The following is a 22,891-nucleotide window of genomic DNA, read 5'->3' on the forward strand; positions in this document are numbered from 1 at the left end:
GGCGCGCTGGGTCAGACCAGCGTGCCGTAAATCGTCAGCAACGCCACAATCACCACCACCACAAACGACGTTTTTTTCGCCATCGAGACGGCAGCTTTAGGCGTTTCGACTTTGTTCGTGTGCGGCTCGCGAGCCAGCGAGAATTGAGCCAGTCGGGTTAAGACCTGATACTGCGCGGTATGGCGGTCTGCAAGGGAAGCAAACCACGCTGGCAACGCCTTTTCACCGTGACCGATGAGGGCATAGACCACGCCGACCAGTCGCACCGGAAGCCAGTCGAGCACGTGCAGAATGGCATCAATGCCGGACTGGAGACGTTCATGCGGCGTAAGGTAGCGGGCAAGCCAGGTCTGCCAGGCGCGCAGAAAAGCATAGCCCATCAGCAGTACCGGTCCCCATGGACCGCCCACCACAAACCAGAACAGCGGCGCCAGGTAGTAACGGAAGTTAATCCACAGCAGCGCGTTTTGTAGCTCGCGCAGAAATTCGCGTTCATCGCAGTCCGGCGGTACGCCGTGGATCATCGTCAGCTCGCTCGCCATCGCGCCGCGCGCGTGGACATCATCCCGGGAAGCAGCTTTCAGATACGCGTGATAGTGCAAACGCACCTTGCCCGCGCCAATACACAACACGCCCAGCAGTATCCATACCACCAGCAGCGGCACGTTGAAAAAGAGGCCGTAAAGTGAGCGTAGCAACAGGAACGTAATCACCATCACACCTGCCGTCATAAGCAGCGTGCGTAGCATGGAAAAATGCCTGATCCGGCGGAATAACACTTCCAGCCGATGATCCAGATGCCAGTGCTCGCCGAGCTTAAACAGGCGTTCGGCGATCATAACCAGCAGCATGGTAAACAACGTCATGTTATCTCCTTATCTGACGACGTGGTAAGCATGGCGTGAAACCGGGACCAGTCAAACGCCGGGCCGGGGTCGGTTTTTCTTTCGGGGGCGATGTCGCTGTGCCCCGTAATATTGTCTGCAATGGCGGGATAAAGCCCCACTAAAGTTTGCGTCACAGCAACCAGTTTCTGATATTGCGCATCGGTGTAAGGCGTGGTGTCCGTTCCTTCCAGTTCAATTCCAATGGAGAAATCATTGCACCGTTCGCGCCCCTGATACATCGACACGCCGGCATGCCAGGCTCGCTTATCAAAAGGAACATACTGAACCACTTCGCCATCACGGCGGATCAGGCAGTGCGCCGATACGCGCAAATGCGCAATCTCAGCAAAGTAAGGATGAGCATCGGGATCTATCGTTCCTGTGAATAACGCGTCGATCCACGGACCGCCAAACTCACCTGGCGGGAGACTTATGTTGTGAACCACCAGCAGTGTGGGCTTTTCATCCTCCGGGCGGCAATCGTGGTGCGGCGACGGTACATGTCGCGCGTCCACCAGCCATCCGTTTTCTAACAACATGCTGGAACTCCTTATCTATGGTGCTGTTACTCGGTTCAGAGTAGCATGTTTCAATATTATGATTCGTTACCAATTTGGAGTTTTATCATGCCGCCTCGCCGCTATAACCCCGACCACCGACGTGACGCGCTTCTGGAACGTATTAATAGTGATATCCCGGCAAGCGTTGCCCATGCCCTGAGAGAAGACCTCGGCGGTGACGTCAGCGCCGATAACGATATTACCGCCCAATTGTTGCCAAAAGAGACACGGTCGCACGCAGTAGTCATCACCCGCGAAGCGGGGGTTTTCTGCGGCAAACGCTGGGTTGAGGAGGTCTTTACCCAGCTGGCGGGCGACGAGGTGCAGGTAACATGGCACGTTGAGGACGGTGATACGGTCACGGCAAATCAGCCACTGTTCGAGCTGGACGGCCCGTCCCGCGTCTTGCTGACCGGTGAACGCACCGCGCTCAATTTTGTGCAAACGCTCTCTGGCGTTGCCAGTGAAGTACGCCGCTACGTTGACCTGCTGGCAGGCACCCGCACGCAGCTGCTGGATACCCGTAAAACCCTGCCGGGCCTGCGTACCGCGCTGAAATACGCCGTGCTCTGCGGCGGCGGCGCCAACCATCGTCTGGGGCTATCCGATGCCTTCCTGATCAAAGAGAACCACATTATTGCCTCTGGCTCGGTACGTCAGGCCGTGGAAAAAGCCTTCTGGCTGCATCCGGATGTGCCGGTCGAAGTGGAAGTGGAAACGCTGGATGAGCTGGACGAGGCCATTAAAGCGGGGGCTGACATCATCATGCTCGATAACTTCGACACGGAGCAGATGCGTGAAGCGGTCAAACGCACAAACGGCCAGGCGCAACTTGAGGTGTCCGGCAACGTGACGTTCGACACCCTCCGCGAATTTGCTGAAACCGGCGTCGATTATATCTCCGTTGGCGCCCTGACCAAGCACGTACGTGCCCTGGACCTCTCGATGCGCTTCAAATAACTGATCTTCCCCTCTCCGCCCGGAGAGGGGAAATACGAAACCGCTCGCAATTACGCTGTCCTTCTCTGCAACACTGAATCATTTCCCTGAAAGCCCTTTCACGTTCGCGCTTTTGCCCCTCGTTTCTGCGCGCCGGTACTGCCACAGTAGCGCCACTTAACGTAAGGAGCAGATATGAACAGACAACAAGGATTTACCCTGATTGAGCTAATGGTGGTCATTGGCATTATTGCCATCCTGAGCGCGATTGGCATCCCGGCTTATCAGAACTACCTGCGAAAAGCAGCGCTCACCGATATGCTGCAAACGTTCATTCCCTACCGCACCGCTATTGAGCTTTGCGCCCTGGATCGTGGTGGTGTGGATCGCTGCGACGCAGGAACCAATGGCATCCCCTCCCCGACTACCACGCGTTACGTTTCAGCGATGAGCGTGGCGAAGGGGGTCGTATCGTTAACAGGGCAGGAAAGCCTTAACGGACTTGAAGTGCTCATGACACCGATCTGGAGCGACGGTAACGGTATGACGGGCTGGACGCGTGCCTGCAACATTGCGTCCGACATGGCGCTCAGACAAGCCTGTGAAGATGTTTTCCGCTTCGACAACAACTGACAGGAGTGGACAATGAACACCGAACAGCTTATGACGCTCTGTCAGCGCCATCACGCACTGCTACTCGCAAGCGACACCGAGATGATCAGCATTGCGGTGGTGGGTAATCCTGCCTCTGAGCTGATGGAAGCGTTACGCTTCGCCACGCAGAAACGTATTGATATTGAGTGCTGGACGGCCGAACGGATGGAAAAACGGCTTCAGTCCCTCTCATCATCACACCTGCCGGGAATAGCGCCAAACTCAGCCGCTGACGTGCTCAGTACAACGTTGCAGCAGGCAGTGAACCAGCGGGCTTCTGACATCCATATTGAACCGACGGAGCACGGCTACCAGATCCGTTTGCGAATCGACGGTGTTCTCTACCCGCAACCGCCGGTTTCCGCCGCCCTCGGTACGACGCTTGCCGCACGCCTGAAGGTGCTGGGCCAACTGGATATTGCGGAGCGCCGCCTGCCGCAGGACGGTCAGTTTACGGTGGAGCTGGCAAGCGTCCCCGTCTCTTTTCGTATCGCAACCCTTCCCTGTAGCGGTGGAGAAAAAATCGTGCTTCGTCTGCTTCACCAGGTGCAGCAGGCACTGGAGCTTGAACTGCTGGGGATGAGTGCAGACCAGCAGGCCCGTTTTGCCGGGGCGCTTAACAGCCCTCAGGGATTGATTCTGGTCACCGGCCCGACCGGTAGCGGGAAAACGGTGACGCTGTACAGCGCGTTACAGGCGCGAAATACCCCTGACGTTAATATTTGCAGCGTGGAAGATCCCGTTGAAATCCCGCTTGCAGGCTTAAACCAGACGCAGATTAATCCGCGCGCGGGGCTGACCTTCCAGAGCGTGCTGCGTGCCCTGCTCAGGCAGGATCCTGACATCATTATGGTGGGTGAAATTCGTGACGGCGAAACGGCAGAAATTGCCATTAAGGCGGCGCAAACCGGGCATCTGGTGCTGTCCACCCTCCATACTAATTCGACGACTGAAACACTGGTACGGCTGCAACAGATGGGCGTCGCGCGCTGGATGATCTCTTCGGCGCTCTCGATGGTGATTGCCCAGCGGCTGGTGCGTCGTTTATGCCCGTACTGCCGACAGGAAGCCAGCCGCCACACCGAATTACCTCGCACGCTGTGGCCCCGGCCGCTTCCTCGCTGGCAACCCACCGGTTGCGAGCGCTGCTACCACGGTTTTTATGGTCGCGTAGCCATTTTTGAAGTGCTCGTCATCGACGACACGCTGCGGCAGGCCATCGCCAGCGGAGCAAGCACGGAGGTGATTGGGTCAAGCGCTCGTCAGGCGGGAATGACCTCTTTGTTTGAGCACGGCTGCATGACCGTAGAGCAAGGGCTGACTACGCTCGAAGAGCTGTTACGCGTCCTGGGAATGCCCGATGGCTGCTAATTCGCTCTGGCGCTGGCGTGCCCTGACCACCGAGGGGGAGGTGCAAACCGGCACCCTCTGGGCCATCGACCGTAACGCAGCTTACACGGCTCTGGTGCTTAAACAGCTGCACCCGCTGGCGCTAAAACGCTGCCAGCAGCGACACCGATGGCAGGTGCAACACTGCTACGATATTTTTCGCCAGCTCGCCACGCTGCTACAGGCCGGACTCACGCTGTCCCAAAGCCTGCACATGCTGGCGGAACAGCATCCTTTGAAGCACTGGCAGGCGCTGCTGCACAGTCTTGCTGATGACCTGAGCGAAGGTTGCGCCCTGTCAGAGGCCATGAAGAAATGGCCAGAGGTGTTTAGCCCCCTTTATGTCTCGATGGTGAAGACGGGTGAGCTGACGGGTAAGCTCGAAGCCTGCTGCCGTCAGCTTGCGCTGCAGCAAAAATCCCAGCAGCAGCTCAGTGCAAAGGTGAAGAAAGCGCTGCGCTATCCGCTGATCATCCTGACGCTGGCCGTTTTCGTGGTGCTGGCGATGGTAACGCTGGTTTTGCCTGAGTTTGCTGCAATCTACAAAACATTCAACACCCCGCTCCCTTTGCTCACGCAGGCAGTCATGGGGCTGGCGGCCCTGGTTCAGGCGCATATCCTCACTCTTTTGGCCCTGCTCGTGGCAATGGTTGTCATCGCCTGTAAGCTGCGGCGGCATCCGCGCTGGCAGTATGTCTTATTACACGTACCGGTGATGGGCACGCTGATGCGTGGGCAAAAACTGGGGCAAATTTTTACCGTGCTGTCATTAACCCAGCAGGCCGGGATTGCCTTTTTACAAGGACTGGAGAGTGTGGAGGAAACCGTTGAGAGTGGCTACTGGCAGGAGAAACTCCGTGAGATACGCAGCGATATCGAACAGGGGGTGCCCGTGTGGTCCTCCTTCCAGAAGGCCTCTGTTTTTACGCCACTGTGTATTCAGCTCATTCGCACCGGAGAAGTGTCGGGTTCACTGGATGTGATGCTGATGAATCTGGCCCGCCATCATACGGAACAGACATTTCAGCAGGCAGACAATCTGGCGGCGCTTCTTGAGCCTTTTCTACTGGTCGTGACAGGTCTGATTATTGGCACGCTGGTGGTGGCGATGTATCTGCCGATTTTCCATCTGGGGGATGCAATGAGCGCGGGGTAATGCTGGCGCACGGACGCGCGCCAGCCGTAGCCGTCAGAGGCTATTAAATACGCGGTTTTCCTGCTCCTGAACGCGGATAAACGTCGTGCGTTTAGTCAGCTCTTTCAGGCGGGAAGCCCCCACGTAGGTGCAGGCAGAACGCAGACCGCCGAGGATATCGCGCGCCGTGTTTTCGACCGGGCCGCGCAGTGGCAGCTTCACGGTTTTACCTTCCGCCGCACGGTATTTTGCGACACCACCCACGTGACGGGTCATCGCAGATTCAGAGCTCATTCCGTAGAACAGCATGAATTTCTCACCGTTCTCTTCCACCACGGTACCACCGCTCTCTTCGTGGCCGGCCAGCATGCCACCGAGCATCACGAAGTCCGCGCCGCCGCCGAAGGCTTTCGCCACATCGCCTGGCATGGTGCAGCCACCGTCGCTGATGATCTGGCCGCCCAGACCGTGCGCGGCGTCAGCGCATTCAATTACCGCAGACAGCTGCGGATAACCCACACCGGTTTTCACGCGCGTGGTGCAAACGGACCCCGGGCCAATGCCTACTTTCACAATGTCGGCCCCGGAGAGGATCAGCTCTTCACACATTTCACCGGTCACCACGTTGCCCGCGATGATGGTTTTGGTTGGCCAGGCTTCACGCGCCTTGCTGACGAACTGGACGAAATGCTCGGAATAACCATTTGCCACGTCAATGCAGACAAAATTCAGCGCCGGATTGGCGTTCAGGATCTGTTTGGTTTTCTCGAAATCTGCATCAGACGTACCGGTCGAGACCATCACATGCTTCACCACGTCAGCCGAGGCGGAGGCGACAAACGCATTCCACTCCTCAGGGCTGTAGTGTTTATGTACCGCAGTAAGGATGTCGAATTGCGCCAGCGCGGTCGCCATCTCGAAGGTCCCGACGGTGTCCATGTTGGCCGCGATAATCGGCACGCCAGACCACGTCTGACCGGAATGCTTAAAGGTGAATTGACGTTCGAGTTCAACGTCTGAGCGACTTTTCAGTGTAGAGCGTTTAGGGCGGATAAGAACGTCTTTGAAACCTAACTTCAGATCTTCTTCAATACGCATGTGCGGATTCCTGGGGTTAGAGGCAAATATATTAAAAGCACAACTCCAGTGACGCTATCATACGCACTAATACCTGCTCCGCAAGACTGCGAAATTCTCTTTTTTTACGCTACAATCCTATAAATTTACCTGGTAAAAAGCGGGTAAAGAGAGCTAAACATTGGCTGTTGTAAGTTTGAATTTTAAGCAACTGATTTTAAAACTGAATAATTCCCAGGATCTGATTTAATGGGGTATATCGTCGCATTAACCGGCGGCATCGGTAGTGGTAAAAGCACCGTTGCGCACGCGTTTGCTCGTCTCGGCATCACGATTATCGACGCCGATATCATTGCCCGTCAGGTGGTAGAACCCAATACACCCGCCTTAAACGCCATCGAAGCGCATTTTGGTCGCCGTGTGATACAGGCTGACGGCACCCTGAATCGTCGGCAGTTGCGTGAGTGCATATTTTCCGATCCGGCGGAAAAAGCCTGGCTTAATGCCCTGCTCCACCCCATTATCCACCAGGAAACTCAGCGTCAGATTGCCGCAGCCAGTTCGCCCTATGTGTTGTGGGTGATCCCGTTACTGGTGGAAAATCAGCTTCAAAATAAAGCAGACAGAACGCTGGTGATTGACGTTTCCCGCGAAACGCAAATCCAGAGAACCATGGCGCGTGACCATGTTTCACGCGAGCATGCTGAACAAATTCTTGCCGCACAGGCCACGCGCGAAGCGCGCCTCGCCGTTGCGGATGATGTTATTGATAATAACGGCGCACCAGATGCCATTGCATCGGATGTTGCTCGTCTGCACGCGCAGTATCTGACCTTCGCCGCGCAGGCCGTTGCACAGGAAAAACCATAATGTCGACTCATATCCTTTTTGAGCATCCGCTTAACGAAAAAATGCGTACCTGGCTACGCATAGAATTTCTTATTCAACAACTTTCACAACATCTGCCCGTCAACGATCACGCCACCGCGCTGCATTTTTTCCGCAACGTGGGCGATCTGCTGGATGTGATTGAACGCGGCGATGTCCGCACTGAGCTGTTGAAAGAGCTGGAGCGCCAGCAGCGTAAATTACAGGCCTGGGCCGAAGTACCGGGCGTAGATAAAAGTCGAATTGACGCTTTACGCCAGCAGCTAAAAAACAGCAGCGCGACGCTGATGGCCGCGCCGCGCGTTGGACAATTTTTACGCGAGGACCGTCTGATTGCGCTGGTGCGTCAGCGTCTGAGCATACCGGGCGGTTGCTGTAGCTTTGACCTTCCAACGCTGCATATGTGGCTGCACATGCCGCAGGAACAGCGCGATCGCCAGGTAAACAGCTGGATGGGCAGTCTGGAGCCGATGAATCAAACGTTATCCCTGATCCTCGATCTTGTGCGTAACTCTGCCCCGTTCCGCAAGCAGACCAGTCTCAACGGTTTTTATCAGGATAACGGCGACGACGCCGATCTTCTGCGTTTGAATCTCTCTCTTGGCGAGCAGCTTTACCCGCAAATTTCCGGACATAAAAGCCGTTTCGCGATCCGCTTTATGCCGCTGGACAGTGAGCATGGCACCGTGCCGGAACGCCTCGATTTTGAACTGGCCTGTTGTTAAGGAGTGCCGATGTCTGACGTAACCACCGTAAACTGCCCAACCTGTGGGAAAACTGTCGTCTGGGGAGAAGTGAGTCCATTTCGCCCATTCTGCTGCAAACGCTGTCAACTTATAGACCTGGGCGAATGGGCGGCGGAAGAGAAACGCATTCCGAGCGAAGGCGATCTCTCGGATAGCGATGACTGGAGCGAAAACCAGCAGTAACATTTAAAGCCTGCTGGCGCTTCGCTTAGCAGGCCTACGGTTGTGCGACCAGCCGGAGGATCACAGGCTCATTGGCAGGCGGGAATTTTTCCGCATCGCTGGCCTGAAGCTCAATCCAGTTACCCGGCTGCCCCTCTTTTCCCCATGGCTCACCTTCCCAGTTTTCCACCAGCCAGAACCACAGCGTGATGTGCCTGTCCGGAAACTGGTACTCCAGCTTATCGAACAGCGTTGCGCCATGCGGGGTGATCCCCACCTCTTCCTGAAGCTCACGCACCAGCGCCTGCTCCGGCGTTTCACCTGATTCGATTTTTCCGCCGGGGAATTCCCATTTGTTGGCCATATGCGCATCGGCGGCACGTTGGGTAATGAAGATCTGGTTTTGCGGGTTGCGAATGATCCCGACAGCAATTTGCAGTGTTTTCATCATGTCACTTCCATAAAAAAGGCGCAGATATCTGCGCCTTTTCGTTTTGTTATGTTCTTAGCTCAGACGGCCATGGCACGCCTTGTATTTTTTGCCGGAACCACATGGGCACGGATCGTTACGACCGACTTTACGATCGCCCGTCTGCGCTGCGATTGCCGCTGCGGCTTCGCTCTCATCGGTCTGATGACTCAGCTGCTGCATCTGTGCCAGACGCTCAGCTTCTTCACGACGCTGCTGCTCCATCGCTTCCACTTCTTCCGGCATACGCACCTGAACTTTGCTCAGAGTGCTGATGACTTCATACTTCAGCGACTCCAGCATGGCAGCAAACATGGAGAAGGATTCACGCTTGTACTCCTGCTTCGGATCTTTCTGCGCATATCCACGCAGGTGGATACCCTGACGCAGGTAGTCCATCGCCGCCAGGTGCTCTTTCCACAGGGAGTCCAGGGTCTGCAACATTACGCCTTTCTCGAAGTGACGCATCATCTCAGCGCCAACCACTTCTTCCTTACGCTTATAGACGTCCAGCGCGGTTTCGTAGATACGCTCGCGCAGGGTCTCTTCGTGCAGCTCAGGCTCTTTGTCCAGCCACTCTTTGATTGGCAGTTCGAGGTCGAAGTCGTTTTTCAGACGTTCCTGCAGGCCTTCGATATCCCACATCTCTTCCAGAGACTGCGGTGGAATGTGCGCGTCGATAGTGGCTTTGAACACATCTTCGCGAATGCTGTTGATGGTTTCGCTCACGTCGGACACGTCCAGCAGTTCGTTACGCTGGGTATAGATCGCACGACGCTGGTCGTTGGCAACGTCATCATATTCCAGCAGCTGCTTACGAATATCGAAGTTGCGGCTTTCTACTTTACGCTGGGCGTTGGCAATCGCTTTGGTAACCCACGGGTGCTCGATCGCTTCGCCAGGTTTCATGCCCAGTTTACGCATCATGCCGGACACACGGTCAGAGGCGAAAATACGCATCAGCGCATCTTCCATAGACAGATAGAAACGGGAAGAACCGGCATCACCCTGACGGCCCGCACGACCGCGCAGCTGGTTATCGATACGACGAGATTCATGACGCTCGGTACCAATGATGTGCAGACCACCGGATGCCAGCACCGCGTCGTGACGCACCTGCCAGTCGGTTTTTATCTGCGCGATTTGCTCCGGGGTTGGGTTTTCCAGCTCGGCCACTTCGGCCTGCCAGCTACCGCCGAGCATAATATCGGTACCACGACCCGCCATGTTGGTAGCGATGGTTACGGCAGCCGGGTAACCCGCCTGCGCAACGATATCTGCTTCTTTAGCGTGGAACTTGGCGTTCAGCACGTTGTGCTTGATGCCCGCCTTGGTCAGCTCGTTAGACACCACTTCAGATTTCTCGATGGAGATGGTCCCCACCAGAACCGGCTGGCCCTTCGCGGTACGATCGCGAATATCTTCGATGATCGCCTGGATTTTTTCCGCTTCGGTCATGTATACCAGGTCCGGCATATCCTTACGGATCATTGGACGGTTGGTTGGTACTACCACGGTATCCAGCTTATAGATGGAGCTAAACTCAAACGCTTCGGTATCTGCGGTACCGGTCATCCCCGCCAGCTTCTCGTACAGACGGAAGTAGTTCTGGAAGGTGATAGAGGCCAGCGTCTGGTTTTCGTTCTGAATATCCACGCCTTCTTTCGCTTCCACGGCCTGGTGCAGACCATCGGACCAGCGACGTCCCTGCATGGTACGACCGGTGTGTTCATCGACGATGATGACTTCACCGTCTTTAACGATATAGTCAACGTCGCGGGTGAACAGGGCGTGCGCGCGCAGTGCAGCCGTTACGTGGTGCATCAGCATGATGTTGCTCGGGGAGTACAGAGACTCGCCCTCTTCCATAATGCCTTCAGCCACCAGCAGCTCTTCGATTTTCACCAGGCCGCGTTCGGTCAGGTTGACCTGACGCGCTTTTTCATCCACGGAGAAGTGACCTTCACCCTGGAAAGTATCGGAGTCTTCTTTCTCCTGACGCAGCAGGTGTGGAATGATTTTGTCGACTTTACGGTACATCTCGGAGCTGTCTTCGGCCGGGCCGGAGATGATCAGCGGGGTACGCGCTTCATCGATCAGAATGGAGTCAACCTCATCCACCAGCGCATAGTGCAGTTTACGCTGGACGCGCTCTTCAGGGCTGAACGCCATGTTGTCACGCAGGTAGTCGAAGCCGTATTCGTTGTTGGTGCCGTAGGTGATGTCCGCGTTATACGCTTCACGCTTCGCAGGTGCCGGCAGGCCGGACATGTTAATGCCCACGGTCATGCCGAGGAATTCGAACAGTGGACGGTTATTTTCGGCGTCGCGTTGCGCCAGATAGTCGTTGACGGTAACAACGTGAACGCCCTTACCCGTCAGCGCATTCAGGTAAGCCGGCAGCGTTGCAGTCAGGGTTTTACCTTCACCGGTACGCATTTCCGCGATGCAGCGCTCGTTGAGCACCATCCCGCCCAGCAGCTGCACGTCGAAGTGACGCATGCCGAACACGCGTTTACTGGCCTCACGTACTACGGCAAAGGCTTCCGGGATCAGGCTTTCTAAGGTTTCGCCTTTCTCCAGACGCGCACGGAACTCCGCGGTTTTTGCTTTCAGTTCATCATCAGAGAGCTTCTCCATCGCCGGTTCCATACCGTTGATGACGTTCACAGCTTTGCGCATGCGGCGCAGGGTACGATCGTTACGACTACCAAAAACTTTGGTTAACAATTTGATTAGCATAATAAAATCTCAAACGCCCCAGTCGGGCAGATAAATTAAGGTATTGAAAAAGGGTTAATTTAGCTGAGGCGTTGAGGCCCGGCACGGATGCCGTGAACCTGGCTAATCCAGGTCGAAACAGAGAAGGATGCGGGGGAAACAAAAGCAGTTTGCGCCGTCTGACTCACGGTCACAGGCGGCTGGTTGTCCTGCGTCAGAAGCGCATTGAGCGTATCGAGCAGAGCAAGGTGCTGAGCCTGGACCGGCAGCGTTTCTTCAGCAACAGGCATCGTCTGCGGCGCCATCGCGAACGACAGATGGCGAATAACCGTGCGAATCGCGTGTTGCTGCCAGTAATCAACGGAGAAATTGGGACGACGGTTGGCTTCAAGCCATGCGAGATTAGTGAAGTTAACCCGCGTGGTGAGATCGTGTTTGGTCGTCGTGGAACGTGCTGGCGTTGCCGCGTCTGCGCTGTTGCTGAGCACAGGCAAGCCGAGACTCGCCGCGACCATCCCCAATAAGAGATGCGGCCAGAAGTAACGTCTGCCAAATTGTCGCCAGCGCGTCAGTATTCCGCTCACTTGCTCCACCACGTTCGCCCGCCAGTGCAGGCTGAGTTCAGTTATTCTTTTTTAGCGCCCAGATATTACCACTAAAGCCAATACACGACAGCAGGAATGACACCTTGCAGCAGGTAAAAACGGTCATTAATGCAGCGAACACACCGTTATTTGGCACCCAACACAGGCCAGGGGTGAGAGAGACAAATCCAGAAAGGGCAGAAATAAAAACGACTGGCTTCCCTGGTCGGAGAGAGTACCAGGTGAACCAGTCGCTTTTCTTACGAAACGGCTTTAACCGTTACGCCAGGACCATAGTCGGGGCTTTGAACGCCAGCGGCAGTTCAGCTTCGTCTTCGAAGGTCACATATTCCCAGGCTTCCTGTTTTGCCAGGACGGCCTGCAACAGTTTGTTGTTCAGTGCATGACCGGATTTAAACGCGGTAAAGGCACCAATGATGTTGTGACCACACATGAAGAGGTCGCCGATCGCGTCCAGCATTTTGTGACGGACAAATTCATCTTCAAAACGCAGGCCATCTTCGTTCAGTACGCGATAATCGTCAACAACGATGGCACAATCGAAGCTGCCGCCCAGGCACAGGCCGCGGGATTGCAGATATTCGATATCACGCATAAAGCCGAAGGTACGTGCTCGGCTGATCTGACGCATGAACGCATCCGCAGAGAAGTTCATCGCATAGCGCTGGGTGCTGGAGTCAATCGCCGGATGGTTAAAATCGATGGTGAAGTCCAACGAGAAACCATTGTACGGTTTGAATTCAGCCCATTTGTCGCCATCTTCGACGCGAACGGTCTCTTTAATGCGAACAAATTTCTTCGCGCAGTTCAGTTCTTCGATGCCGGCATCCAGCAACAAATAAACGAACGGAGCAGCACTCCCGTCCATGATCGGGATTTCTGGCGCATCGACTTCAACTATAATGTTGTCGATACCCAGACCCGCCAGGGCGGCGTTCAGGTGCTCTACGGTAGAAATCCGCACGTCATGCTCGTTCACCAGACAAGTACAGAGCATAGTATCACGCACAGATTTGGCATCGGCCGGAAAATCTACCGGTGGATTCAAGTCGGTGCGACGATAGATGACCCCGGTATTGGCCGGCGCAGGGCGTAACGTCAGTGTGACTTTCTTGCCGGTATGTAAACCGACACCCGTCGCCTGAACGATACGTTTAAGTGTCCTTTGTTTGATCATCGTATAATCTCGCCAAATTAACTATCCAACCGAGAGTGTATATCACTAACGGTGGGCCAGTTTAGCACAAAGAGCGCAAATCCCCAAATTCCAGCCAATTCTTAGTCAGCTTGCTTACGCAGGAACGCCGGGATATCCAGATAATCTGGCTCTTTTGCCGTTTGTGGAGTCGGGTCGTTCACCACTTTCGCAGCCGGTTTTTGCTCCTGAGTCAGAGGCGACATACCGTGCTGCTGGTAACGATCCATCACCGGCTGCTGAGTCTGTTTGTTGGTCACGAGGGTGATCTCAGGACGCTTGTCCATACCGATACCGGTGGCCACAACAGTCACACGCAGTTCGTCATTCATTTCCGGGTCAAGGGACGTACCGATAACAACGGTAGCGTTGTCAGAGGCGAATGCACGGATGGTGTTACCCACGGTTTCGAACTCATCCAGACGCAGGTCAAAGCCAGCGGTAATGTTGACCAGCACGCCGCGCGCGCCAGACAGATCGATATCTTCCAGCAGTGGAGAAGAGATCGCCATTTCAGCGGCTTCTTCCGCACGGTCTTCACCGCTCGCCACGCCAGAGCCCATCATCGCGTAGCCCATCTCGGACATCACGGTGCGAACGTCTGCAAAGTCAACGTTCATCAGGCCAGGACGGGTAATCAGTTCAGCGATACCCTGAACCGCGCCTTTCAGCACGTCGTTTGCCGCGCCAAAGGCGTCCAGCAGAGAGATACCGCGACCCAGTACTTTCAGCAGCTTGTCGTTCGGAATGGTAATCAGAGAGTCCACGTGCTTGGACAGCTCGGTGATACCCTGCTCCGCGAAAGCCATACGCTTCTTACCTTCAAAGTTGAAAGGCTTGGTCACGACAGCAACGGTCAGAATACCTAAATCTTTAGCGACTTCCGCCACAACGGGTGCTGCACCGGTACCTGTACCGCCACCCATACCCGCTGCGATGAAGACCATGTCTGCACCGTCCAGTGCAGCGCGCAGCGCTTCACGATCTTCTTCAGCCGCGTTGCGGCCCACTTCCGGGTTAGCCCCTGCTCCCAGACCTTTGGTGATGCCACCACCGATCTGAATCGTCTGGCCAACAGCCGTTTTACGCAGCGCCTGCGCATCGGTGTTCACCGCGAAGAATTCAACACCTTCGATGCGCTCGCGCACCATGTGCTCTACGGCGTTACCGCCGCCGCCACCGACGCCGATGACTTTAATCACCGCGTCGTTGGTTAATTCCATAGGTTCAAACATAATCTCTCTCTCCGTTGTGCCTGTCGCCCGAGACCGCTAATTCTCTCCGGTCTCTTAAAAAATTAAAATTCTTTTCGCAACCAGGTGTTAAGTCGTTTGACCCACGACCCCACCGAGACGCGTTTTTCCACCTCTGCCTCACCACTTAAATGGGATTCTTTCCCGTAGTGCAGCAGGCCCACCGCCGTTGAATAGTACGGCTCCTGAGCATAATCCGTTAAACCGGTGATATTCAGCGGCGCACCAATACGCACCTGCGTATGGAACACGCGCTGAGCGCAGGCCGCAAGACCTTCAATTTGCGCTGCCCCGCCGGTTAATACAATCCCCGCTGCGAGATGATGTTTCACACCCTGCTGGCGAAGCTGTTCCTGTAACTGCAAAATCTCTTCGTTGACCAGGTTGAGCAGCTCGGTATAACGCGGCTCAATTACCTCTGCCAGCGTCTGGCGTTGCAGGCTGCGCGGCGGTCGACCGCCTACGCTCGGCACTTCAACGCTCTCGTCTTTGCCGACGATAGAGCCCAGCGCGCAACCGTGGCGCACTTTAATCGCCTCTGCATCGCTCGGTGGCGTACCAAAGGCGTAAGCGATATCGCTGGTCACCACATTCCCGGCGTACGGGATCACTTTGGTGTGGCGCAACGCACCGCCGGTATAGACAGCCATGTCCATTGTACCACCACCAATATCGACCACACAGACGCCCAGTTCACGTTCGTCTTCGGTCAGCACGGAATAGCTCGCGGCAAGTCCGGCGAAAATTAGTTGGTCAACTTTCAGGCCACAACGTTCAACGGCTTTTACAATGTTCTTCGCCATATCGTTGTGACATGTGATCAGGTGCACTTTTGCCTGCATACGTACGCCCGACAGACCGACCGGATTCTTGATACCTTCCTGGTAGTCGATCGCGTATTCTTGCGGGATCACATGCAGCACACGGTGCTCGTCGCGAACACGCACAGATTTCGCCGTGTGGACAACGTTCTCAACGTCTTCCTGCGTCACTTCTTCTTCAGAAATCGGCACCATACCGATTTCATTCTGGCAGCTGATGTGCTTACCAGAAAGAGCCAGATAGACAGAGGAAATCTGGCAATCTGCCATCAATTCAGCCTGGTCGATGGCGCGCTGAACGCATTTCACCACCGACTCAAGGTCGTTTACCCCACCTTTATCCATACCACGGGAAGGGCAGCTGCCCACGCCAATGATATTGACCATACCGTCGGGCAGAACTTCCCCTACCAAAGCGGCAACCTTCGCGGTGCCAATCTCCAGTCCTACTACCAATTTTCTGTCCGTCGACTTGATCATTGTTGTTCTGCCTGTACCTGTGCCTGATTTTGTTGCTGATTAGGTTCCTCGACCGGAGCCGGCTCCCAACCGACTGCTGCGCCTGAGTCATAGCGCAAATCAACGTAGCTTATCCGTTTGCCATCCGTCTGCGCCTGCTGCTGTAAAACCGGGTAAAGTTCTACAAAACGCGCCAGACGTTTCATTGTGTCGCCGCGGCCAAGATTGAGCTTAATGCCATTCGTTAAGGTCAGCTGCCAGGAACGGCGCGCCGTCATCGCAGCATCTTTTAACGTAAAGCGATCCTTAGCCAGCACCTGCCCCATCTCACGAAAACCCTGCAATACTTCGTTTTCGCTGCCTTCCGGGCCATACAACATCGGTAAATTCTGCTTGTTGACACGATCGCTCGGGACGCTGAACGAATTTCCGTCTACGTCAACCATATGCTGATCATTCCAACGCGCAATCGGCACATATTCAACCAGATGAATCTTCAATTCATCAGGCCATTGCTTTCTGACACTCGCCTGTTTTATCCACGGCAGACGTTCAATCTGACTCTGGATAATGTTGACGTCCTGCGTCATAAAGGTGCCAGGCGACCCCAGCGCCAGAATTGACTGGCGAATGTCATCGTTACGCGTGTAGTGACGCTCTCCGGTCACTACCAGCTTCGACAGCGGCAACCGCTGTGCGTCTTCCATCCAGCCCAGCACCATCCAGCCGCTGATAAACACGGTGCACAGCACCCCGAGCAGGAAGATAATCCCTGCAAGACGCGTTCCATTACTCCGGCGCGAAGAAGAATATTCTTCTTCGTCATCGCGGTTGCGCGTGTTCAACGCAGCCTGAGACATATCAGCCCGCCTGGTCCAGAATACGTACGACTAATTGCGAGAAGCTCATTCCCGCCTGACGCGCCGCCATCGGCACAAGGCTATGGCTGGTCATACCCGGAGACGTGTTTGCTTCCAGCAGATAAAATTGCCCATCACCGTCAAGCATCACATCAATTCGTCCCCAGCCTCGGCATCCTAAAACATTCCAGGCTTTAAGCACCAGAGACTGTAATTCCGCTTCACGTTGTGCTTCAAGGCCAGCTGGGCAGAAATATTGCGTCTCATCAGAGAGATACTTCGCCTCATAATCATAGAAGACTCCGGCGGGTTGGATGCGTATTGACGGTAAAATTTCTTCACCAAGCATCGCGACGGTAAATTCCGGCCCGCTAAGCCATTTTTCAATCAGAACTTCTTCATCATGTTGAAATGCCAGTGCTAAAGCGTCAGCCAAATCTACAGCTTTATCAACTTTGGACATTCCCACGCTCGACCCTTCACGGCTAGGCTTCACAATAACCGGTAAGCCCAGTGCCGCAATGCGTGTATTAACGCTGTCCGACAAGCCCAATTCAAATTCACGGCGCGTCAGTGCAACCCATGGCGCAACGGGCAGACCCGCCCCCTGCCACAGCAGTTTGCTGCGCAGTTTATCCATGGAGATAGCGGATGCCATCACGCCACTGCCGGTGTACGGCATACCGATCAGCTCCAGCAGCCCCTGCAACGTGCCGTCTTCACCGCCGCGGCCATGCAACGCGATAAAGGCTTTATCGAAGCCCATCGCTTTCAGCTGCGTAACGTCCACCTCTTTCGGATCAACCGGATGCGCGTCCACACCACCTTCACGCAGGCCCGCCAGCACGGCAGCGCCCGAATTCAGAGAAACCTCGCGTTCGGCGGAAGTGCCGCCAAACAGGACAGCAATCTTATCAGCCATGACGCTCGTCCTCCTGAGTTTGCGGCTTCAGTTTGATTTCAGCTAAGGTACGGGCGATTTTGCCGATATTTCCCGCACCCTGAATCAGGATGAGATCGTTACCCGTCAGGACCGGGGCAAGCATTTCAGCTACCTGCACCGGGTCGGGGACCAGGATAGGGTCCACTTTACCGCGTCCGCGGATGGTACGACATAAAGACCGACTGTCCGCGCCCGGAATCGGCGCTTCACCCGCGGCATAAACATCCAGCATCAGCAGGGTATCGACCTGCGAAAGGACGTTGGCAAAATCGTCATACAGATCGCGGGTACGTGTGTAACGGTGCGGCTGGAAGATCATGACCAGATTCTTTTCCGGCCAACCCGCGCGTGCCGCTTTGATGGTTGCGTCCACCTCCGTCGGATGGTGACCGTAGTCATCGACCAGCATCGCAGAACCTGGCTTACCGTTTACTGGCTCCAGTGGGAACTCACCCAGGAAGTCGAAGCGACGGCCCGTTCCCTGGAAGCTTTCCAGCGCGCGCAGGATCGCCTCATCATCAATGCCTTCTTCCGTTGCAACAGCCACCGCCGCCGCCGCATTCAGGGCATTGTGACGTCCCGGCGCGTTCAGGGTGACATGCAGGAGCTCTTTATCCTGGCGTGCCAGGGTGAAATGTCCCTGCGCACCAATCTGCTTATAATCTTCCACGCGTACATCAGCGTCTTCGCTGAAGCCGTAGGTGGTAATTTGACGCCCGACGCGCGGCAGCAGCTCGCGGATCACCGGGTCGTCCACGCACATCACCGCACGGCCATAGAACGGCAGGTTGTGCAGGAAGTTAATAAAGGTCTGCTTTAAGTTCTCGAAGTCGCCCTGGTAGGTATCCATATGGTCAGCTTCGATATTGGTGACGATAGCCACCATCGGCTGCAAATGCAGGAACGACGCGTCGCTTTCATCCGCTTCCGCAATCAGATAACGGCTGTGGCCCAGACGCGCATGCACGCCAGCGGCTTTCACCAGACCACCGTTAACGAACGTTGGGTCGAGACCCGCTTCCGCATAAATGCTGGAGACCATCGCTGTTGTTGTGGTTTTACCGTGCGTACCGGCCACCGCAATGCCGTGACGGAAACGCATCAGTTCCGCCAGCATTTCCGCGCGACGGATCACCGGAATGCGCGCCTCATGCGCCGCAACGATTTCCGGGTTATCCGCGGAGATCGCGCTGGACACTACAACCACGCTCGCATCGCTCACGTTTTCCGGGCGATGATTGAAATAGATAGTCGCCCCCAGCGACGCCAGCTGCTGCGTAACAGGGTTTGGCGCCAGGTCAGACCCGCTGATCTGATAGCCTTCGTTAGCTAACACTTCGGCAATACCGCCCATGCCAGCACCACCGATGCCGACAAAGTGAATGTGCCGGACGCGACGCATCTCGGGCACGATAGAACGCAGTTTTGCCAGTTGTTGTGTATTCATTCTCTAAACGCCATCGACTACTTCAAAAAAATCGTGCAGCGCAACACGCGCTGCGAGAATTATGCCTGGGCTGCCAGGCTCACTTCTTTTGCCACCCGTTCCGTTGCATCCGGGATAGCGGTCGCGCGTGCGCGTTGCGCCATCTCCAGTAATACATCTCGGTTCCAGCCCGCCAGGGTAGTGGCGACCGCATCAGCGGTAAATTGTGGCTGCTCAAAAATTTTTGCGGCACCCGCTTTCTCAAGCGGCAGCGCATTCCAGTACTGCTGTCGGTCTTTGTGCTGGAACGGCACAAACAGCGCTGGCAAACCGGCGGCGGCGATTTCGCTCACCGTCAGCGCACCCGAACGACAGACCACGACATCGGCCCAGGCATAGGCTGCGGCCATATCATCAATAAATTCAGTCACTTTATGCTGCGGCTGACCTTCCTGCGCGTAGGCCTGCTCAACGCTCTGCTGAGCGCCCTTCCCGCTCTGGTGCCAGATGGTCACCGCATCACCCAGTTTTGTCGCAACCTGTGGCATCGTCTGGTTTAAAATACGTGCGCCCTGGGAACCGCCGACAACCAGCACGCGCACCGGCCCTTCTCGGCCCGCCAGACGTGCATCTGGCAGCGGCAGCGCCAGCACGTCCACACGCACCGGGTTCCCTACGACATCCGCTTTCGGGAATGCCCCGGGGAAGGCCTGCATAACTTTGGTGGCGATTTTTGCCAGCCATTTGTTGGTCAACCCGGCAATACCGTTCTGCTCATGCAGAACAACAGGGATGCCCAGTGACCACGCCGCCAGTCCTCCCGGACCGGAAACGTAGCCGCCCATGCCCAGAACGACGTCAGGCTTAAAGCGCTTCATAATGTCGCGCGCCTGACGCCAGGCATTGAAAATGCGCACCGGCGCCAGCAGCAGCGCCTTGATCCCTTTGCCACGAAGGCCAGAAATACGAATAAAGTCGATCTCGATACCGTGTTTAGGTACAAGGTCGGCTTCCATGCGGTCTGCGGTTCCCAGCCAGCGTACCTGCCAGCCCTGTTCCATTAAATGGTGCGCAACCGCCAGTCCCGGGAACACGTGTCCGCCGGTCCCGCCTGCCATCACCATTAACCGCTTCGGTTGATTCATCGTGAACCTCGTGTAAACGCCTGAGCTTTCTCCAGACGCGTTTCATAATCTATGCGTAACAAAAACATGATGGCCGTCGACATGATCAATAGACTCGAACCACCATAACTGATCAACGGCAACGTCAGACCTTTGGTCGGCAGCATACCCGCTGCGGCCCCAACGTTTACCAGTGCCTGGAAGCTAAACCAGATACCAATTGAGCAGGCCAGGAAACCGGAGAAGCGGTGATCGATCTCCAGCGCTTTACGGCCAATCGACATGGCGCGGAAAGCGACGAAGAATACCATTAATAGCGCCAATACCACACCGATATAACCCAGTTCTTCCCCAATAATGGAGAAGATGAAGTCGGTATGCGCCTCCGGTAAATACTCCAGTTTTTGCACCGAGTTGCCCAGGCCTTGGCCCCAGACTTCGCCGCGGCCAAACGCCATCAGCGACTGTGTCAGCTGATAACCGCTGCCGAACGGATCTTCCCATGGGTTCCAGAACGAGGTCACACGGCGGATACGGTATGGTTCGGCGAGGATCAGCAGCACCACCGCCGAAATCCCCATCCCGATGATGGCAATGAACTGCCACAGTTTTGCTCCCGCCAGGAACAGCATCGCCAGCGTAGTGACAAACAGTACGACTACCGTACCGAGGTCGGGCTGCGCCAGCAGCAGGATCGCAAGCACCAGAATCACGCCCATCGGTTTTAAGAAGCCGCGCAGGTTGTTACGAACTTCGTCGACTTTACGCACCAGGTAGTTTGCCAGGTAGCAGAACAACGAAAGCTTGGTGAACTCTGCAGGCTGAATACGCAGCGGACCAAAGGCGATCCAGCGTGATGCCCCGTTAACGGAGCTCCCGACGACCAGAACGATCAACAGCATGATGATTGAGGCGATAAGCATGGCCGTACTGTGCCGCTGCCAGAACGACATCGGCAGGCGTAAGGTGATCATTGCCAGGCAGAACGCGAGAATGATGTACAGCCCGTCACGCTTGGCAAACAGGAACGGATCGTTTGCCAGACGCTGTCCGACAGGCATCGACGCCGAGGTGACCATAATAAAGCCGGTCGCTGCCAGCCCCAGCGTGAGCCAGAACAGCGTGCGGTCGTACATAATCAGGCTGTCGGAATCTTTATCCCGTGAAGCCATCACCCAGCCTTTCAGCGCCGTAAACAGCCATACCAGGATACCAAACCCTGGCAGACGCGGCATTTTCAGGCGAGGGAGAGATAAACGCATCAGCCTAACTCCTTCGCCAGGCGGGTAAAGACATCGCCCCGCTGTTCGAAATTCTTAAATTGATCGAGGCTGGCACAGGCTGGCGAGAGCAGCACCATATCGCCGGGCTTCACGCGTGGGGCGATAAGGCGCATCGCCTGTTCCATGGTCTCGGTTTGTTCGGCGACCTCAGGACGCAACGCCGCAAGCTCGCTGCCATCGCGGCCAAAGCAATAAAGGCGCACGTTATCACCGTTGAGGTACTGCTTCAGCGAGGAGAAATCGGCTGATTTACCGTCGCCGCCCAGCAGCAGATGCAGTGTGCCTTCAACGTGCAGACCGTTCAATGCCGCCTCGGTGCTACCCACATTGGTCGCTTTGGAATCGTTAATCCAGCGTACGCCGTTGTGTTCCAGCGCCAGCTGAAAACGGTGAGCCAGGCCGGTAAAGGTGGTCAGCGCCTTCAGGCTTGAAGATCGCGGCAGGCCAACGGCATCCGCCAGCGCCAGCGCCGCCAGGGCGTTGGTGTAGTTATGCTGGCCGGAGAGCATCATCTCTTTCACGTTCAGCACCTTCTCACCTTTCACCCGCAGCCAGGTTTCGCCCTGCTGGCGGTTAAGGTGATAGTCACCCATGTTAATACCGAAGCTAATGCAGCGATCGTCTGCGCCACGCACCGGCATGGTGAGTGCATCATCGGCATTCACCACGCAGACTTTGGCATTTTCATAGACACGCAGCTTGGCCGCGCGGTACTGCTGCAAGCCGAACGGGTATCTGTCCATATGATCTTCGGTGACATTAAGGATCGTCGCTGCCGCCGCATGCAGGCTTGAAGTGGTTTCCAGCTGGAAGCTGGAAAGCTCAAGTACAAACAGCTCACACCCTTTATCGAGCAGCATCAACGCGGGTAGGCCAATGTTACCGCCCACGCCGACATTTTTGCCCGCCGCTTTCGCCATCTCACCCACCAGGGTGGTGACGGTGCTTTTACCGTTTGAACCGGTAATGGCAACGATCGGGGCCTGCGCCTCCCGGCAGAACAGTTCGATATCGCCAACAATCTCAACGCCTGCATCCGCCGCGGCACTCAGCGAAGGATGCGCCAGCGCCATGCCCGGGCTGGCAACAATCAGATCGGCGACCAGCAGCCACTCATCATTCAGACCACCCAGGTGGCGTTCAACCTGCTCCGGCAGCTTGTCCAGACCCGGCGGAGAGACGCGCGTATCCATCACGCGCGGCGTCACGCCACGCGCAAGGAAAAAGTCCACGCAGGAGAGGCCGGTGAGGCCCAACCCGATGATAACGACTTTTTTGCCCTGGTAATCTGCCAT

The 22,891-nt window shown here is 55.8% G+C and carries 22 protein-coding genes; 7 read left to right on the plus strand and 15 right to left on the minus strand.

The window, feature by feature from the left end:
* Positions 1-11 precede the first annotated feature (11 nt).
* Both ampE and ampD read right to left on the minus strand, forming a co-directional pair.
* Entirely contained in the window at positions 12-866 is an 855-nt protein-coding gene (ampE, locus tag C3451_RS06050) for a beta-lactamase regulator AmpE (RefSeq protein WP_023299333.1), read from the minus strand.
* Entirely contained in the window at positions 863-1,426 is a 564-nt protein-coding gene (gene ampD, locus C3451_RS06055; RefSeq protein ID WP_022647059.1) for a 1,6-anhydro-N-acetylmuramyl-L-alanine amidase AmpD, read from the minus strand. Before ampD ends, ampE begins: the two co-directional genes overlap by 4 nt.
* An 87-nt stretch (positions 1,427-1,513) precedes the next feature.
* Here ampD and nadC point away from each other — a divergent pair, with 87 nt between their 5' ends.
* The 4 genes from nadC to hofC all read left to right on the plus strand — a co-directional run bounded on the left by nadC (position 1,514) and on the right by hofC (position 5,585).
* Positions 1,514-2,407, plus strand: coding sequence for a carboxylating nicotinate-nucleotide diphosphorylase (gene nadC / locus C3451_RS06060; RefSeq protein WP_045622463.1), 894 nt, complete (start codon positions 1,514-1,516; stop codon positions 2,405-2,407).
* Between the two features lie 174 nt (positions 2,408-2,581).
* A complete protein-coding gene (gene ppdD / locus C3451_RS06065; RefSeq protein ID WP_045622465.1) occupies positions 2,582-3,019 on the plus strand; it encodes a prepilin peptidase-dependent pilin in 438 nt (145 codons plus the stop codon).
* A gap of 12 nt (positions 3,020-3,031) precedes the next feature.
* Entirely contained in the window at positions 3,032-4,411 is a 1,380-nt protein-coding gene (gene gspE / locus C3451_RS06070) for a type II secretion system protein GspE (RefSeq protein WP_045622467.1), read from the plus strand.
* Positions 4,401-5,585 (plus strand): protein transport protein HofC, encoded by a 1,185-nt coding sequence (hofC, locus tag C3451_RS06075; RefSeq protein WP_045622468.1) that lies wholly within the window; start codon positions 4,401-4,403, stop codon positions 5,583-5,585. Before gspE ends, hofC begins: the two co-directional genes overlap by 11 nt.
* Before the next feature lie 33 nt (positions 5,586-5,618).
* Here hofC and C3451_RS06080 read toward each other — a convergent pair whose 3' ends face one another.
* Entirely contained in the window at positions 5,619-6,662 is a 1,044-nt protein-coding gene (locus C3451_RS06080; RefSeq protein WP_022647054.1) for a GMP reductase, read from the minus strand.
* 228 nt (positions 6,663-6,890) lie between these two features.
* On the opposite strand from C3451_RS06080, the gene coaE reads away from it, so the two are divergent.
* Genes coaE through yacG form a run of 3 tightly spaced genes read left to right on the plus strand, consistent with a single transcriptional unit; the run spans position 6,891 to position 8,458 of the window.
* Positions 6,891-7,511, plus strand: a complete 621-nt coding sequence (gene coaE / locus C3451_RS06085; RefSeq protein ID WP_022647053.1) for a dephospho-CoA kinase — start codon at positions 6,891-6,893, stop codon at positions 7,509-7,511.
* Entirely contained in the window at positions 7,511-8,254 is a 744-nt protein-coding gene (gene zapD / locus C3451_RS06090) for a cell division protein ZapD (RefSeq protein ID WP_022647052.1), read from the plus strand. Before coaE ends, zapD begins: the two co-directional genes overlap by 1 nt.
* 9 nt (positions 8,255-8,263) lie before the next feature.
* On the plus strand, positions 8,264-8,458 hold the full coding sequence (gene yacG / locus C3451_RS06095) for a DNA gyrase inhibitor YacG (RefSeq protein WP_003856332.1): 195 nt from the start codon (positions 8,264-8,266) through the stop codon (positions 8,456-8,458).
* A gap of 34 nt (positions 8,459-8,492) precedes the next feature.
* On the opposite strand, the gene mutT is transcribed toward yacG, so the two are convergent.
* From mutT to murD, 12 genes are all read right to left on the minus strand, one after another.
* Positions 8,493-8,885, minus strand: coding sequence for an 8-oxo-dGTP diphosphatase MutT (gene mutT, locus C3451_RS06100; RefSeq protein ID WP_032625594.1), 393 nt, complete (start codon positions 8,883-8,885; stop codon positions 8,493-8,495).
* A 57-nt stretch (positions 8,886-8,942) separates the two neighbouring features.
* On the minus strand, positions 8,943-11,648 hold the full coding sequence (gene secA / locus C3451_RS06105) for a preprotein translocase subunit SecA (protein ID WP_045622469.1): 2,706 nt from the start codon (positions 11,646-11,648) through the stop codon (positions 8,943-8,945).
* Positions 11,649-11,707: 59 nt separating this feature from the next.
* Positions 11,708-12,211 (minus strand): secA translation cis-regulator SecM, encoded by a 504-nt coding sequence (gene secM / locus C3451_RS06110; RefSeq protein ID WP_032621757.1) that lies wholly within the window; start codon positions 12,209-12,211, stop codon positions 11,708-11,710.
* A gap of 280 nt (positions 12,212-12,491) precedes the next feature.
* Complete coding sequence (gene lpxC / locus C3451_RS06115; protein ID WP_006810110.1) at positions 12,492-13,409, minus strand: UDP-3-O-acyl-N-acetylglucosamine deacetylase; 918 nt, start codon at positions 13,407-13,409, stop codon at positions 12,492-12,494.
* A 101-nt stretch (positions 13,410-13,510) separates the two neighbouring features.
* Positions 13,511-14,662, minus strand: a complete 1,152-nt coding sequence (gene ftsZ, locus C3451_RS06120) for a cell division protein FtsZ (RefSeq protein WP_022647048.1) — start codon at positions 14,660-14,662, stop codon at positions 13,511-13,513.
* 62 nt (positions 14,663-14,724) lie between these two features.
* Positions 14,725-15,981, minus strand: coding sequence for a cell division protein FtsA (gene ftsA / locus C3451_RS06125; protein WP_003856340.1), 1,257 nt, complete (start codon positions 15,979-15,981; stop codon positions 14,725-14,727).
* On the minus strand, positions 15,978-16,820 hold the full coding sequence (gene ftsQ, locus C3451_RS06130; protein ID WP_003856342.1) for a cell division protein FtsQ: 843 nt from the start codon (positions 16,818-16,820) through the stop codon (positions 15,978-15,980). Before ftsQ ends, ftsA begins: the two co-directional genes overlap by 4 nt.
* 1 nt (position 16,821) lies before the next feature.
* Complete coding sequence (locus C3451_RS06135; protein ID WP_023330111.1) at positions 16,822-17,742, minus strand: D-alanine--D-alanine ligase; 921 nt, start codon at positions 17,740-17,742, stop codon at positions 16,822-16,824.
* Complete coding sequence (gene murC, locus C3451_RS06140; RefSeq protein WP_022647046.1) at positions 17,735-19,210, minus strand: UDP-N-acetylmuramate--L-alanine ligase; 1,476 nt, start codon at positions 19,208-19,210, stop codon at positions 17,735-17,737. The genes C3451_RS06135 and murC overlap by 8 nt, the downstream gene beginning before the upstream one ends.
* A gap of 59 nt (positions 19,211-19,269) precedes the next feature.
* Positions 19,270-20,334, minus strand: coding sequence for an undecaprenyldiphospho-muramoylpentapeptide beta-N-acetylglucosaminyltransferase (gene murG / locus C3451_RS06145; RefSeq protein WP_045622470.1), 1,065 nt, complete (start codon positions 20,332-20,334; stop codon positions 19,270-19,272).
* Positions 20,331-21,575 (minus strand): cell division protein FtsW, encoded by a 1,245-nt coding sequence (ftsW, locus tag C3451_RS06150; protein ID WP_022647044.1) that lies wholly within the window; start codon positions 21,573-21,575, stop codon positions 20,331-20,333. The genes murG and ftsW overlap by 4 nt, the downstream gene beginning before the upstream one ends.
* Positions 21,575-22,891 (minus strand): UDP-N-acetylmuramoyl-L-alanine--D-glutamate ligase, encoded by a 1,317-nt coding sequence (murD, locus tag C3451_RS06155; RefSeq protein ID WP_023299321.1) that lies wholly within the window; start codon positions 22,889-22,891, stop codon positions 21,575-21,577. The genes ftsW and murD overlap by 1 nt, the downstream gene beginning before the upstream one ends.

It is taken from the genome of Enterobacter sp. 301B (assembly GCF_003850715.1).
Taxonomy (GTDB): Bacteria; Pseudomonadota; Gammaproteobacteria; order Enterobacterales; family Enterobacteriaceae; genus Enterobacter; species Enterobacter intestinihominis.

Bases quoted from the DNA above. Each gene is read 5' to 3' on its own strand.
- murG (WP_045622470.1), bottom strand. From the start codon at position 20,334: ATGAATCAACCGAAGCGGTTAATGGTGATGGCAGGCGGGACCGGCGGA.
- ftsZ (WP_022647048.1), bottom strand. From the start codon at position 14,662: ATGTTTGAACCTATGGAATTAACCAACGACGCGGTGATTAAAGTCATC.
- C3451_RS06135 (WP_023330111.1), bottom strand. From the start codon at position 17,742: ATGGCTGATAAGATTGCTGTCCTGTTTGGCGGCACTTCCGCCGAACGC.
- gspE (WP_045622467.1), top strand. From the start codon at position 3,032: ATGAACACCGAACAGCTTATGACGCTCTGTCAGCGCCATCACGCACTG.
- ppdD (WP_045622465.1), top strand. From the start codon at position 2,582: ATGAACAGACAACAAGGATTTACCCTGATTGAGCTAATGGTGGTCATT.
- murC (WP_022647046.1), bottom strand. From the start codon at position 19,210: ATGAATACACAACAACTGGCAAAACTGCGTTCTATCGTGCCCGAGATG.
- yacG (WP_003856332.1), top strand. From the start codon at position 8,264: ATGTCTGACGTAACCACCGTAAACTGCCCAACCTGTGGGAAAACTGTC.
- ampE (WP_023299333.1), bottom strand. From the start codon at position 866: ATGACGTTGTTTACCATGCTGCTGGTTATGATCGCCGAACGCCTGTTT.
- nadC (WP_045622463.1), top strand. From the start codon at position 1,514: ATGCCGCCTCGCCGCTATAACCCCGACCACCGACGTGACGCGCTTCTG.
- lpxC (WP_006810110.1), bottom strand. From the start codon at position 13,409: ATGATCAAACAAAGGACACTTAAACGTATCGTTCAGGCGACGGGTGTC.
- hofC (WP_045622468.1), top strand. From the start codon at position 4,401: ATGGCTGCTAATTCGCTCTGGCGCTGGCGTGCCCTGACCACCGAGGGG.
- secA (WP_045622469.1), bottom strand. From the start codon at position 11,648: ATGCTAATCAAATTGTTAACCAAAGTTTTTGGTAGTCGTAACGATCGT.
- murD (WP_023299321.1), bottom strand. From the start codon at position 22,891: ATGGCAGATTACCAGGGCAAAAAAGTCGTTATCATCGGGTTGGGCCTC.
- mutT (WP_032625594.1), bottom strand. From the start codon at position 8,885: ATGAAAACACTGCAAATTGCTGTCGGGATCATTCGCAACCCGCAAAAC.
- ftsW (WP_022647044.1), bottom strand. From the start codon at position 21,575: ATGCGTTTATCTCTCCCTCGCCTGAAAATGCCGCGTCTGCCAGGGTTT.
- zapD (WP_022647052.1), top strand. From the start codon at position 7,511: ATGTCGACTCATATCCTTTTTGAGCATCCGCTTAACGAAAAAATGCGT.
- ftsQ (WP_003856342.1), bottom strand. From the start codon at position 16,820: ATGTCTCAGGCTGCGTTGAACACGCGCAACCGCGATGACGAAGAAGAA.
- C3451_RS06080 (WP_022647054.1), bottom strand. From the start codon at position 6,662: ATGCGTATTGAAGAAGATCTGAAGTTAGGTTTCAAAGACGTTCTTATC.
- ampD (WP_022647059.1), bottom strand. From the start codon at position 1,426: ATGTTGTTAGAAAACGGATGGCTGGTGGACGCGCGACATGTACCGTCG.
- coaE (WP_022647053.1), top strand. From the start codon at position 6,891: ATGGGGTATATCGTCGCATTAACCGGCGGCATCGGTAGTGGTAAAAGC.
- ftsA (WP_003856340.1), bottom strand. From the start codon at position 15,981: ATGATCAAGTCGACGGACAGAAAATTGGTAGTAGGACTGGAGATTGGC.